General features: G+C 50.3%; 14 protein-coding genes. 7 read left to right on the top strand and 7 right to left on the bottom strand.

What is annotated here, in order from left to right:
* Nucleotides 1-45: 45 nt before the first annotated feature.
* Both O3661_RS04865 and O3661_RS04870 read left to right on the top strand, forming a co-directional pair.
* Nucleotides 46-444: a cytochrome c gene (locus O3661_RS04865; RefSeq protein WP_371492489.1), complete on the top strand. Its 399-nt coding sequence runs from the start codon at nt 46-48 to the stop codon at nt 442-444.
* 205 nt (nt 445-649) lie between these two features.
* The gene (locus tag O3661_RS04870) at nt 650-1,141 is read left to right on the top strand and encodes a disulfide bond formation protein B (RefSeq protein ID WP_295708018.1); all 492 of its coding nucleotides are present in this window, start codon (nt 650-652) and stop codon (nt 1,139-1,141) included.
* Nucleotides 1,142-1,201: 60 nt separating this feature from the next.
* Here the strand turns inward: O3661_RS04870 and O3661_RS04875 are convergent, their stop codons facing one another.
* Nucleotides 1,202-1,930 (bottom strand): YebC/PmpR family DNA-binding transcriptional regulator, encoded by a 729-nt coding sequence (locus tag O3661_RS04875; protein ID WP_300481257.1) that lies wholly within the window; start codon nt 1,928-1,930, stop codon nt 1,202-1,204.
* 363 nt (nt 1,931-2,293) lie between these two features.
* On the opposite strand from O3661_RS04875, the gene O3661_RS04880 reads away from it, so the two are divergent.
* Nucleotides 2,294-3,724: an alanine/glycine:cation symporter family protein gene (locus O3661_RS04880; RefSeq protein WP_371492490.1), complete on the top strand. Its 1,431-nt coding sequence runs from the start codon at nt 2,294-2,296 to the stop codon at nt 3,722-3,724.
* Between the two features lie 58 nt (nt 3,725-3,782).
* Here O3661_RS04880 and O3661_RS04885 read toward each other — a convergent pair whose 3' ends face one another.
* Nucleotides 3,783-4,409 carry a hemolysin III family protein gene (locus O3661_RS04885; RefSeq protein WP_070625855.1) on the bottom strand — a complete coding sequence of 209 codons (627 nt, stop codon included), beginning with the start codon at nt 4,407-4,409 and terminating at the stop codon, nt 3,783-3,785.
* Between the two features lie 198 nt (nt 4,410-4,607).
* Between O3661_RS04885 and cysD the strand changes: the two genes are divergently transcribed.
* The gene (cysD, locus tag O3661_RS04890) at nt 4,608-5,540 is read left to right on the top strand and encodes a sulfate adenylyltransferase subunit CysD (RefSeq protein WP_314576780.1); all 933 of its coding nucleotides are present in this window, start codon (nt 4,608-4,610) and stop codon (nt 5,538-5,540) included.
* A gap of 232 nt (nt 5,541-5,772) precedes the next feature.
* Nucleotides 5,773-6,336, top strand: a complete 564-nt coding sequence (locus tag O3661_RS04895; protein WP_371492491.1) for an RBBP9/YdeN family alpha/beta hydrolase — start codon at nt 5,773-5,775, stop codon at nt 6,334-6,336.
* A 127-nt stretch (nt 6,337-6,463) separates the two neighbouring features.
* On the opposite strand, the gene pyrC is transcribed toward O3661_RS04895, so the two are convergent.
* The 3 genes from pyrC to O3661_RS04910 all read right to left on the bottom strand — a co-directional run bounded on the left by pyrC (nt 6,464) and on the right by O3661_RS04910 (nt 8,429).
* Nucleotides 6,464-7,498: a dihydroorotase gene (gene pyrC / locus O3661_RS04900; RefSeq protein WP_371492492.1), complete on the bottom strand. Its 1,035-nt coding sequence runs from the start codon at nt 7,496-7,498 to the stop codon at nt 6,464-6,466.
* 100 nt (nt 7,499-7,598) lie between these two features.
* Entirely contained in the window at nt 7,599-8,192 is a 594-nt protein-coding gene (locus O3661_RS04905) for a hypothetical protein (RefSeq protein WP_371492494.1), read from the bottom strand.
* 12 nt (nt 8,193-8,204) lie between these two features.
* Nucleotides 8,205-8,429: a sulfurtransferase TusA family protein gene (locus O3661_RS04910; protein ID WP_003681929.1), complete on the bottom strand. Its 225-nt coding sequence runs from the start codon at nt 8,427-8,429 to the stop codon at nt 8,205-8,207.
* 109 nt (nt 8,430-8,538) lie between these two features.
* Between O3661_RS04910 and O3661_RS04915 the strand changes: the two genes are divergently transcribed.
* Entirely contained in the window at nt 8,539-9,150 is a 612-nt protein-coding gene (locus tag O3661_RS04915; RefSeq protein WP_371492529.1) for a CNP1-like family protein, read from the top strand.
* A 63-nt stretch (nt 9,151-9,213) separates the two neighbouring features.
* On the opposite strand, the gene O3661_RS04920 is transcribed toward O3661_RS04915, so the two are convergent.
* On the bottom strand, nt 9,214-10,329 hold the full coding sequence (locus O3661_RS04920; protein WP_371492495.1) for a porin: 1,116 nt from the start codon (nt 10,327-10,329) through the stop codon (nt 9,214-9,216).
* 388 nt (nt 10,330-10,717) lie between these two features.
* On the opposite strand from O3661_RS04920, the gene O3661_RS04925 reads away from it, so the two are divergent.
* Complete coding sequence (locus tag O3661_RS04925; protein ID WP_371492496.1) at nt 10,718-11,464, top strand: carbonic anhydrase; 747 nt, start codon at nt 10,718-10,720, stop codon at nt 11,462-11,464.
* A gap of 63 nt (nt 11,465-11,527) precedes the next feature.
* On the opposite strand, the gene O3661_RS04930 is transcribed toward O3661_RS04925, so the two are convergent.
* Nucleotides 11,528-13,162 carry a CTP synthase gene (locus tag O3661_RS04930; protein WP_049348005.1) on the bottom strand — a complete coding sequence of 545 codons (1,635 nt, stop codon included), beginning with the start codon at nt 13,160-13,162 and terminating at the stop codon, nt 11,528-11,530.
* Nucleotides 13,163-13,192: the final 30 nt, after the last annotated feature.

Genomic DNA, 13,192 nt, shown 5'->3' on the forward strand with positions numbered 1-13,192 from the left:
AGCGTGTAGCCATCAAAAACAACACTACTCAAAAAGGAACACATCATGACTGCACTCCGCCCTATCCTGCTCCTTCTGACCGCACTCAGCATCCCAACCGCTTTTGCCGCTGATGCCACGTTGATGAGCAAAGGACAAAAGATTTACGAAACCAACTGCGCCGCTTGCCACGGCAAAAAAGGCGAAGGCCGGGGTGCCATGTTCCCGCCACTGTTCCAGTCCGACTATATCAACAAAAAACCGCAAGTTCTGTTGCAAAGCATGACCAAAGGCATCAACGGCCCGATTAAAGTGAACGGCAAACCTTACAACGGCTTCATGCCTTCTACTGCCATCAATGATGCCGATGTCGCCGCCGTTGCCACTTACATCATGAACGCCTTTAATAATGGCGGCGGTACGATTACTGAAACAGATGTCAAAAAATCTCACGGGAAAAAATAAAACGTCTCTCCCCTAAAGGCCGTCTGAACATTTCAGACGGCCTTTTCGATATGGAACACATTTTTATTTCCATATTTATGGTTACGCAACATCAACAAACATACGCAAAAAACCGTCAAACCGAAAAAAGCATATTCGTTTTGTGTTAAAGTAAACATTATTTATCGGCTGTTTTGCGTCCAGGCCGTCTGAAAGGTTTTATGTTATGAACTTTTTCCGCAAGACTGTTTTATTTCTAGTCGTCCTCTCCATATTTGCCGCCTGCGGCTCCTTTGTTTCCCAATACGTTTTGGGCATGAACCCGTGCGTATTGTGCATCCTGCAACGCTTATGCGTATTGGCTGTCGGGCTGTTGGCCATTGTTACGGCATTCAGCTCGCAATCTTCCAAATTTGCCCGCTCGCTCTCGGCATTGTTGATTGCCGCCCCGGCCGTTTACGGCGCAGGTGTCGCCGCCTATCAAATTTGGCTGCAAAGCCTGCCGCCCGGCACCGCCCCTTCTTGCGGCGCACCCTGGACCTTCCGCCTGCGCGACTGGCCTTTGTTCGATTGGTTTGAACCCATCGTCCGCGGCTTTGGCAACTGCGCCGAGCCGGACTATCTATTCGGCGTCGCCCTGCCGGTGTGGAGTATTTTGTATTTCAGCTTCGTCGTATTGCTGCTGCTTTGGGCTTGGTTGAAAACCAGAAAAATCTGATTGGTTTCGATATAAAAAGGCCGTCTGAAATTTCAGACGGCCTTTTGTTCTTTAAACTGTTTAGTCCAGATTCAACACGGCAGAAGTGTAAACGTCTTGTACGTCGTCCAAATCTTCCAATGCGTCAATCAGTTTTTGCATCTTAACCGCATCTTCGCCGCTTAACTCGGTTTCGTTTTGGGCGCGCATGGTAACGTCGCCGTCAACAGATTTGTAGCCTGCGGCTTCCAAAGCCGATTTCACACCTGCCCAGTCGTTCGGCGCGGTAACCACTTCGATGGAACCGTCGTCGTTGGTGATGACGTCTTCCGCACCAGCTTCCAAAGCTGCTTCCATCAGCGCATCTTCGTCAACGCCCGGTTCAAACACCAAATAGCCTTGATGAACGAAGTTGAACGCTACGCAACCGTCAGTACCCAAGTTACCGCCGTTTTTAGTGAACGCATGGCGCACATCGGCAACGGTACGGGTTTTGTTGTCGGTCAGACAGTCCACCATCAAAGCCGCGCCGCCGATGCCGTAGCCTTCGTAACGCAACTCGATGTATTCCACGCCTTCCAGATTGCCCGTACCTTTATCGATGGCACGTTGCACGTTGTCTTTAGGCATATTGTTTTCAGCGGCTTTTTCCAAAGCCAGGCGCAGGCGCGGATTTGCGCCGGGATCGCCGCCGCCCATGCGGGCAGCAACGGTAATTTCTTTAATCAGACGGGTGAAGATTTTGCCGCGTTTGGCATCTTGTCGGGCTTTTTTGTGTTGGATATTTGCCCACTTACTATGGCCTGCCATGTTGATTCCTTTCGTTTTTTCACGCGTTGAGGCGGAATTTGCTTCATTTGTAAGGCGTGCATTTTATCATAAGTTGCCTTTAGCCAAAATATTCAGACGGCCCGAACATTTGCAAAAAAGGCCGTCTGAAAACAAAAAAACCTTTTTTAAATAAAGAAGCACATTTTCGGCAACCCTTTGTCAGTTTTCGTTTTAATTCACGAAGGTTTACGGTATGATGACAAAATCGGTCAAAATTGTTAACAACTTAACCGGTATCGAATGGCAAAACGGCCTGCTCGCCGATGTTGCCAAACGCGAGAAATGAGTGGGAGTAGTTACCCATATCATTTTATTTTTATTGTTTCTATTAAAGGTTTTATTATGGAAGAAATATTGTCTGCTCTGGTGGGTGCAGTCAATCAGGTTCTTTGGGACTACCTGCTGATTTATGCCTTAATCGGTATCGGCCTGTTTTTTACCCTGTACTTGGGCGCGCCGCAAATTACCAAATTGGGGGCGGGTTTTAAAGCCGTTTTCGGCGGCTTGTTCAGCAAAAAAGACAAAGACCACGAAGGCAAATCCCTGTCTCAATTTCAAGCGCTTGCCGTAGCGATTTCCGCGCAAATCGGTACCGGTAACGTTGCCGGTGTCGCCACTGCGATTACTGCCGGCGGCCCGGGTGCCATTTTTTGGATGTGGCTGTCTGCTATTCTGGGCATGTCTACCATTTTTGCAGAAGCCGTTTTGGCGCAAAAATACCGCGTGGTCAGCCACGGCAAATACATCGGCGGCCCTGCGTTTTACATCACGCACGGCCTGACTCCGAAAATCGGCCGTGGTGCGGCGCGTTTTCTGTCCGGCTTTTTCTCTATCGCCTTGATTATCGCGCTGGGCTTCATCGGTAACGCGACCCAATCCAACTCCATCGCTTCGGCCATGAATTTGGCTTTCGATATTCCCCCTATGGCTGTCGGCATTGCTTTGGCGGTATTCGCCGGCCTGATCATCATCGGCGGCATCAACCGCATTGCCGGTATCGCGCAATTTGTCGTGCCGTTTATGGCGGTGATTTACATCTTGTGTGCCGTGATTATTTTGTTCAAATTCTCCGACCACATCATCCCGATGTTCCACAGCATCTTTGTCGCCGCCTTTAATCCTGAAGCGGTATTGGGCGGTGCAGCCGGTATCGGTATGCGCGAGGCAGTCCGCTTCGGCGTGGCACGCGGCCTGTTTTCCAATGAAGCCGGTATGGGTTCGACCCCGCACGCTCATGCGACCGCCAACGTCAAACACCCTGTACAACAAGGTATGGCTGCGTTTATCGGTATCTTCATCGATACGCTGATGGTCTGCACGGCAACTGCGCTGATTATCCTGCTGACCGACGCTAACTTGTCCGGCGAAACCGGCGCGGCAGTTACCCAACTGGCTTTTAACAAAGCCTTCCCGGGTTTCGGTTCGCAATTGCTCGCCGTCTGCCTGACCTTCTTCGCCTTTACCACCATCATCGGCTGGTACTACTTCGGCGAATCCAATATCCGCTTCCTGTTCCGCGGCAAACACTTGGGCATCTACCGCGCACTGGTTTTGGTAGCCATCGTATTGGGTACATTGGGCAAAGTGGATTTGGTTTGGAGCATGTCCGATATGTTCAACGGCTTTATGGTCTTGCCGAACTTAATCGCCCTCTTCCTGCTGCGTAAGGAAATCCGTGCGGTTTACGACGATTATCTGGCGCAAACCAAAGCCGGAAAAGAGCTGACCTACAACTATGAATTCCACGAATTCCACGACAAAAACCCAGGTTAACGACAAACAAAAACCTCTCAGTCAAACTGAGAGGTTTTTTATTTCAGGCCGTCTGAAACTACAACACATAAAAATAAATGCTGATAAATTGCGTCAAACTGCCTGCTAAGACAAACAAGTGCCAAATACCGTGGCCGTGGCGGATTTTCGTATCGTTGATAAACCAATAAATCCCCGCGCTATACAATACGCCGCCCAACACCAGCCAAAACAGCCCACCGGCCGAAAGCGACTGTATCAGCGGCCACACCGCCACCACAATCAGCCAGCCCATCAACACATAAATCACCATCGACAGCAGCCGTTTCTCACTTTTGCGCCCGATCGTCAGCTCCTGAACAATGCCTAGCAAAGCCAGCCCCCACGACACGCCGAAAAGCGACCAGCCCCAGCCACCGTGAAGGGTAATCAGCGTAAACGGCGTATAGCTGCCTGCAATCAAAAGATAAATCATACAATGATCGACCTTTTGCAAAATCGCCTTGGCCTTCGGCTGCGGAATACTGTGGTATAAGGTTGAGCCCAAATACAAAAGCAGCAGGCAGACTCCGTAAGTCAGTGCACCGGCAATCCGATAGCCGTCCGCCGATTCCACCGCTTTCACCAGCATCAGCACCAACGCCGCCACTGCCAACAAGAAACCGGCCAAATGGCTGTACGCATTAAATCTCTCGCCGTGATACATAAACCATTCTCATTTATAAAAGACCAAAGTGTACGCCAAGACAGGCGCTTCGTCAGAGAAATCGGTTTAAAAATAAGTTAAAGCGCAAAGGCCGTCTGAAAAACACGGCCTTGCAATATAACAAAAACATCTTTGCAACAAACAAACCATTCTTTCCCTTTTTCAGACGGCCTCACTAAAGTATCGGCTATCGCCAAGATTGCAAAGAGAGAAAAAATGTCCATCCAAAACCACCACCTCGACTGGCTCGAAGCCGAGTCTATCTACATCATCCGCGAAGTGATTGCCAACGCCCAAAACCCGGCCCTGCTGTTTTCCGGCGGCAAAGACTCCGTCGTCTTGCTGGCGCTTGCAGTCAAAGCCTTCCAAATCGAAGGCCGTCCGCTGAAGCTGCCGTTCAAACTCCTGCACGTCGATACCGGCCACAACTACCCCGAAGTCATCCAGTTCCGCGACGACACGGTCGCACGCACCGGCGTACAACTTGTGGTCGGCAGCGTAGAAGAGTCCATCCGCAAAGGGAGTGTCGTCTTGCGCCGCAAAACCGATTCGCGCAACGCCGCCCAAGCCGTTACACTGGTTGAAACCATCGAAGAACAAGGCTTTGATGCACTGATGGGCGGCGCACGCCGCGATGAAGAAAAAGCGCGCGCCAAAGAACGCATCTTCTCTTTCCGCGACGAGTTCGGCCAATGGGATCCCAAAAACCAACGTCCTGAATTATGGTCGCTCTACAACACGCGCCTGTTCCAAGGCGAAAACATGCGCGTTTTCCCGATTTCCAACTGGACGGAATTGGACATCTGGCAATACATCGCACGCGAAAAACTCGCCCTGCCGCCGATTTATTACACCCACAAGCGCGAAGTTGTCGAACGCAACGGCCTGCTCGTTCCCGTTACCCCGTTGACCCCCAAACGCGAAGGCGAAGTTGCCCAAATCCGCGATGTCCGTTTCCGCACCGTCGGCGATATTTCCTGCACCTGCCCTGTTGCCAGCACCGCCGCCACGCCGGAAGACATCATTGCCGAAACCGCCGCCGCAACCATTTCCGAACGCAGCGCCACACGCATGGACGACCGCGTATCGGAAGCGGCAATGGAAGAGCGCAAAAAACAAGGCTATTTCTAAACTGTTTTTTCAGACGGCCCATATATATTTCAAACCCGAACAACACGGCAACGCCATCCGCCCCTGCCGTGTTGTTTGCTTTATTATTCTTGCAAATATCATTTAACAACAAAAGCTTAATCAAAAATCCTTACCAAGCGACAAACAATAAAACATAAACAAACATGGTATAATGAACGCTTACAGGCAGAGATTTAGACAAAAGTCTCAGGCCGTCTGAAGGAGGAAAAACATGAATCGACGCGTTTATATCGTACATGGATTTGAAGGCAATCCGCACGGCAACTGGTTTGACTGGCTTTGCGCCCAAGTCAAAAGCATCGGCGCACAAGCAATCTCCCTCGCCATGCCCAATCCCGACAAACCAAGCACGACAGCGTGGCAGTTTACCCTTGACCAGCACATCGGCAAGCCCGATGCCCATACCTTCCTAGTCGGCCACAGCCTCGGTTGCATTACCCTCCTTCACTTCCTCAGCCGCCAACAACCGCAAAAAATCGGCGGTCTGCTGCTTGCCGCAGGTTTTGCCGATACGTTGCCTCCCCTGCCCGCACTCGATGCCTACATTAAAGCAGCGTCCCCCGATTTCGACATCCTGCGCAAAATCGACATGCCAAAACACTGCCTGGTTTCCGACAACGACACCCATGTTCCGCCCGAACTGACTTTGGACATGGCGGCCAAACTCAAAAGCCCTGTTACCCATATTCCCGAAGGCGGCCATTTGATGGCTTCGGATGGCTTTACCCAACTGCCGCAGGCTTGGGAAGCACTGAAACCCATGTTGACCGAATAAACGTAATAATTGGTTTTCAGACGGCCTTGTATGCCTCCCTCCCCATGACAGGCCGTCTGAACAACAATAAAAAAACAACCTGCCTTTCAAGCAGGTTGTTTCTTTTTATGCCTTATTGACAGCAAATTTAATATTGCACCGTCCATTCAATCTCACCGCCAGCCCTCATCGGTACAAGCTCGCCATCACCGTAAGGTACGCTGGCAGGTACAGCTTGCGTTTGTTTGAGCAATGTGATGGTATCGGAATTTTCAGGCAGACCGTAGAAACGCGGGCCGTTTTTAGAAGCAAAGGCTTCCAGTTTGTCCAACGCGCCAGCTTTCTCAAACACTTCGGCATAAAGCTCGATGGCGGTCATCGCGCTGAACATACCGGCGCAACCGCAAGCATTTTCTTTGGCAGTTTTGGCATGTGGCGCAGAGTCCGTGCCGAGGAAAAATTTGTGCGCCTTATCGCCGGTAACGGCGGCAACCAAAGCCTGACGGTGGGTTTCACGTTTGAGTACAGGCAGGCAGAAATGATGAGGGCGCACGCCGCCGACCAAAAGGTCGTTGCGGTTGAGCAGCAAGTGTTGCGGCGTAACGGACGCGGCCACATTATCTCCGGCTTCCAATACCAGTCGGGCAGCCTCGGCAGTGGTGATGTGTTCAAACACGACTTTAAGATTCGGCACTTGCGCCAAAACCGGCTTCATCACGCGCTCGATAAAGGCAGCCTCGCGGTCGAAAATATCGATTTCAGGATCGGTGACTTCGCCGTGAACCAAGAACAAAATGCCCTGTTTCGCCATTTCTTCCAACACGGGAATCAGTTTGAACAAGTCGGTTACGCCGGAATCGGAATTGGTGGTTGCGCCTGCTGGATAGAGTTTGAAAGCCACGATACCGGCAGCCTTGGCTTCGCGCACAAGTTCGGGAGTGGCGTTGTCGGTCAAATAAAGCGTCATCAACGGCTGGAAGGTGCTGCCTTCAGGCAGGGCGGCCATAATGCGCGCTTTGTATGCTTGGGCATCGGCAACGTTGACAACGGGCGGCTTCAGGTTGGGCATGATAACCGCGCGGCCCATTTGTCGGGCGGTGTACGGGGCAACGGCTTTGAGCGCGTCACCGTCGCGCAGGTGTAAGTGCATATCGTCGGGGCGGATGATGGTCAGGGTTTGCATAGCTTACTTTCGAGTGGTTTGGTTTGATAATGTTTCAGACGGCCTTTATTCGGCGGTAACGGTTTCTAGCAAGTTTGATGTTTTTTAATCGTCAACCGGCCTAAGGCAAAACGGCGGCCTTATTGTCGTAAGAATGATGGGTCAAATAAAAAACAGCCTGTACCGGAAAATGCTCGGACGACGTTGTTTTGACGGTCAGCAAGGTTTCTTTCGGACTGCCGGACGCGCGCCATGCGTAGGAAATCTGACGCATAGGCAACGGGGCTTCCGACAAATTATCGGCACGCAACTCAGAGTTCGAACCTTGCGGCGGATTTTCTGCCAAAGCCAAAAATTGTTTAAAAATCAGATGGTCGTCGGCTTTAGCTGTGCGCACACTACAACTGTCTTCGGTCAGGCTCAAATAATAATCCGCGCCGTTTTCCGTTTTCTTCCAAATGCTTAATGCCTCCGAATCCATCATTCCGGCAGGCAAATCGGCAATATCTTTTTTCGACAATAAAACCAGCTTGTTGGCATTGGCAAACTCGCCGACAAGGGCGGCATCGCCGTCTGCGGCCACGCAGCTTTGGCGGAACAAGTCGGTTACATTTTGGGCATAATCGGCAGCGTTCTGCGGCGAAACGCCTTCATTGCCGCATGCACTCAGGCAGACAGCCAATACGGCGGCAGACAACGCGACGGCTTTAGACATTTCAGACGGCCTTTATTTGTGCTTCAACACCAGCTTGAACACGCCGTCGGCCTCGCTCGATTCCAACAAAACATGTCCGGTCTGACGGCAAAACGCTTCAAAATCGCCTGGAGCGCCGCCATCGGTAGCCAATACGGTCAGCACTTCGCCCTCCTGCATTTGCGCCAAAGCTTTTTTAGCACGCAAAATCGGCAGCGGGCATTTCAAACCGATGACATCCAGAGTTTGTGTATTCATGATGAAAACTCGTCATATTAATCAGAATTAACGTCAATTATACCGCACTTACTTGCACCCCACCCTGCAAGCCCATAAAATAAAGCCGTTTTTCACTTTGGAGCTGTCTATGCGCCGTTTTGCCTTTCTCGCCCTCAGCCTTGCCGCGACTCAAGCATTTGCTTTGGGTTTCAGCCAAAAGGATACGCTGACCAACACGCGTTATCAGGAAAGCCCTGAAGAAGTTGCCGCACGCGAATTTAAAGAACACAAAGCCGAGTTGCCGCCCCTGCCCGATACCCAATCGGGCGATTGGTTCGACCTCTACGTTAACGAAACTTACGGCAAGCAGCCCAAAATCCTGCTCAGCAGCCTGCAAATCATGCCTGCGCCTGACAACAGCATCCGCTACGTCTTGAATGTGCGCTCTGACAAAGGCTACGACAACCTCTCCGTCGAAGGCCTCTATTGCGCCCGCACGTCCTTTACTTACAGCAACGACAAGCGTTCTTCTTACAAAGTATTCGCATACGGCGACACAGTAAACCACCGCTGGATCGAGCCGCGTAAAGGCGATTGGAAGCTGATCGGCAATACATTCAGCCGCAATGATGCCCTGCACACCGCCCTGTATCAGGCATTCTGTATCGACGGTATGCCGACAACGGTCGAAGGCTTGGTACAACGTTTGAAAGAACGCGGCGGCCGTCACGGCACAACACTGACCAACCACGACAAATAAACCACTTTAATCAACAAAAAGGCCGTCTGAAATTTTTCAGACGGCCTTGTCTTTCAAGACGGCTTAGAATTTGTGATACAGGCCCACAGAAGCGGCTTTTTGTTCAACGCCGCCTTTGTTGGCCGCAGTCAGACGGGTTTTGTTGCCGACTTTCAGATACGCCAGTTGGGCATTGATGCCGGTGCGTTTGCTGAAGGTGTATTGGCCGCCGACAACGACTTGGTCGAATTTATCCACCAATTTCTCGCCACTGTTCACGCCCTTGGCAGGCCAGCCGTGTGCGTAAGTAATGCGTGGAGTGACATTGCCCAATTTGTAGCCAACAGTTACCGCTGCATCAACTACTTTTACGGCTTCAGATTTGCCTGTATCGGCAGTGATGTCACTACCCTTGTACTCATTAAAATCATCGGTGAAATAGCCTAAATATTTGTTGGCTGTCTCATGGCCTTTGGCATAGTGTACGCCGCCGCCGACAAAGAGATTGTCTTTGTTGTAGTAAGTTTCAACTTTGGCGATTTGTGCCGCTTTGACTTTGCCAGAATTGTCGGTGTACGCGCCGTTGTAGTGGCCGTAAGCCGCATTGGCAGTAAAGCCGTTTTTAGAGAAGCTCACGCCGCCGGTGTATTGGTCTTTAGCCGGTTTGGTGTGCGTGTATTTGTCTGAAGGATTGCGGTTGTCGCGCGGTGCGTAAGACACGTTGAATTTGAATCCGCCGAAATCCGGGCTGTCGTAGCGTACGGCGGCGTTGCGGTTGCCGGTACGGGTAAAGATGCCCAAGCCTGCGGCATTGGTTTTGTACATCCATGGATCGATGGTGTCCATTTCATTCAGCATATTGCTGAGTTTACCGGCGCGAATCTTACCGAAGTTACCTTGCAGGCCGATGAAGGAGTCCCGAGTGGCAAAACCTTGGGAACCGCCGGTAATGGCCGTTTTTTGTTCTACCTGCCAAATGGCTTTCAAATCGCCGCCCAAGTTCTCGCTGCCTTTGAAACCGATACGGGAAGTATTGTCATTGATGCTGGTTGCGGTGGAGCTGGTTTCCGAACCTGCATCACCTTTGATTTTTACTTGACCGACGGTCACGCTGCTTTTGATTTGACCATACAGAACCACTTCTGCAGATGCAGCCAGCGGCAAACCGGCAATAACCAAAGCGATAATCGATTTTTTCATTATTCTCTCCAAAACAAAGTTAAAATCTCGTGAAAACACGTTTAGCGATATTAATGTTTTCCAACGCTACAAACAACTACTTTCATCTTGAGAAACGCTTTTATTCATTAGAGTTTAGACTTTTTACAACATTCTCAAATAAAACAGGCCGTCTGAAAGAAATTTCAGACGGCCTCTCCTATTCAAAGTTACAACAAGGACAATCATCCCTCTTATTGCAATCATTTAATCAAAAATGATTGCTTGATAAATGTTTGCCATATATCAACCCAATATTCCCAAATTGCCACTATCATTAACTTACTTCTTATAAAGAAGTTTTTTTATATCAATAATTTATTTGGTATAAATTTTTCCTTTTACCTAATATAAATAAATAGGAGCCTTTATGTTGAACAAACATCTCTTTTTATCTTTGCTAATGGCTGTCTCTACTGCAACGGTATCCGCCGAAACCCATCATGCACATTGGTCTTACACAGGTGAAAACGATGCTGCACACTGGGGCGATTTGAGTGAAGACTTTGCTGTCTGCAAAACAGGCAAACAGCAATCTCCTGTGGACTTCTCCACGACAAAAGCAGTAAAAGGCAAACAACCGGCATACCGTTACAACGTCGCCGACTACAAAGTAGAAAATAACGGCCATACCCTTCAAGCCACGCCGCAAGGCAAGGCCCAAACCATCGTGATCAACGGTAAAACCTATACCTTCAAACAATTCCACTTCCATACGCCGAGCGAACATACTTTCAAAGGCAAACATTTCCCGATGGAAGCGCATTTTGTCCATCAAGCCGAAGACGGCACTTTGGCGGTCATCGGCTCTGTATTTAAACCGGGCAAAAACAACCCTGCCTTGTCTGCACTCACTGCAAAAAAACTGAAAGCGGGCGAATCCGTAACGTTGAAAAACTTGAACATCCAAACCCTGCTGCCTAAAGATAGCAAGTCCTTCCAACTGAAAGGCTCGCTGACAACACCGCCTTGCAGCGAAAATGTGACTTGGGTTGTCTTAAAAACTCCGGTTCAGGCAGATGCGGCACAGTTTAAAGCCATGCGCGACATTATCGGCGGCGAAAACAACCGTCCCGTACAACCTTTGAACGACCGCGAAGTCAATGAAGACAAATAACTTCTAAGGCCGTCTGAAAACAAAAAAGCACCCGGATAACGGGTGCTTTTTCAATCACATCAATCAGGCTTTTTTGTTACCCAACGCGGCTTTCACAAACGCGCTAAACAAAGGATGGCCTTTGCGCGGATTGGAAGTAAATTCCGGATGGAACTGACACGCGAAGAACCAAGGATGATTTGGCAATTCGATGGTTTCAACCAAACGCTCGCGGCCTGCGGATACACCGCCGATGACCAAACCGGCTTTTTCCAACTGAGGAACATAGTTGTTGTTGACCTCGTAGCGGTGGCGATGACGTTCGCGGATATGTTCGCTGCCGTAGATTTTTGCAGCAAGACTGCCCGGTTTGAGGTCAACTTCTTGCGCACCCAGACGCATGGTGCCGCCCAAATCGGCAGATTCGTCACGGGTTTCTACGCTGCCGTCGGCAGTTTGCCATTCGTCAATCAGGGCAACGACAGGCGCGGCGCATTTCAAGTCAAACTCGGTAGAGTTTGCACCTTTCAAGCCTGCAACATCGCGGGCGTATTCGATCAGGGCAATTTGCATGCCCAAACAGATGCCCAAGTATGGTACGTTGTTTTCACGCGCATAGCGTACGGCGGCAATTTTGCCTTCCACGCCGCGTGAACCGAAGCCGCCCGGCACCAAAATCGCGTCCATGTCTTTGAGCATGGAAACGTCGCCATTGCTCTTCTCGATGCTTTCGCTGTCGACAAAGGTAATTTGTACGTCGGTTTCAGTGTGAATACCGGCGTGTTTCAGGGCTTCGATCAATGATTTGTAGGACTCGGTCAAATCAACGTATTTGCCGACCATCGCAATTTTGACGGTATGTTTCGGATTTTGAATCGCGTGAACGATTTTCTTCCATTCGGTCAAATCGGCTTGTTTGACATTCAGCTGCAACTGCTCGGTAATGATGCTGTCGATGCCTTGATTGTGCAGCATTTCAGGGCATTCGTAAATGCTGTCCACATCGTAGCTGCCCACGATGGCGCGTTCTTCAACATTACAGAACAAAGCAATCTTACGGCGCTCGTCCGCAGGCATTTCTCTGTCCATACGGCAGATCAGGATGTCCGGTTGCAAACCGATGCTCAACATTTCTTTAACGGTATGCTGGGTCGGTTTGGTTTTGATTTCGCCGGCAGCGGCGATGTAAGGCACATAGCTCAGGTGGGCAAACAATGTATTGTTGCGGCCGAGCTGGCTGCGCATTTGACGGATGGCTTCCAAGAAAGGCAACGATTCGATATCGCCGACTGTACCGCCGATTTCAACAATCGCCACATCATAACCAGCCGCGCCTTCATGGATACGGCGTTTGATTTCATCGGTAATGTGCGGAATCACTTGTACGGTACCGCCCAAATAGTCGCCGCGACGCTCTTTGGCAATCACATTTTCATAGACTTGGCCGGTACTGAAGCTGTTGCGGCGGGTCATGGTGGCGTTGATGAAACGCTCGTAGTGACCGAGGTCAAGGTCGGTTTCCGCACCGTCATCGGTTACGAATACTTCGCCGTGTTGAAAAGGGCTCATGGTACCCGGGTCAACGTTGATATACGGGTCAAGCTTAAGCATGGTCACGTTCAAGCCACGCGACTCGAGAATAGTAGCAATAGAAGCGGCGGCGATACCTTTACCCAAAGAAGATACAACGCCGCCGGTTACGAAAATAAATTTAGTCATGATGTGATACCCATGTTGGAATGTGTGATT

The organism is Neisseria sp. 20925_1_37, assembly GCF_041433255.1.
In the GTDB taxonomy this organism is placed as follows: Bacteria; Pseudomonadota; Gammaproteobacteria; order Burkholderiales; family Neisseriaceae; genus Neisseria; species Neisseria flavescens_D.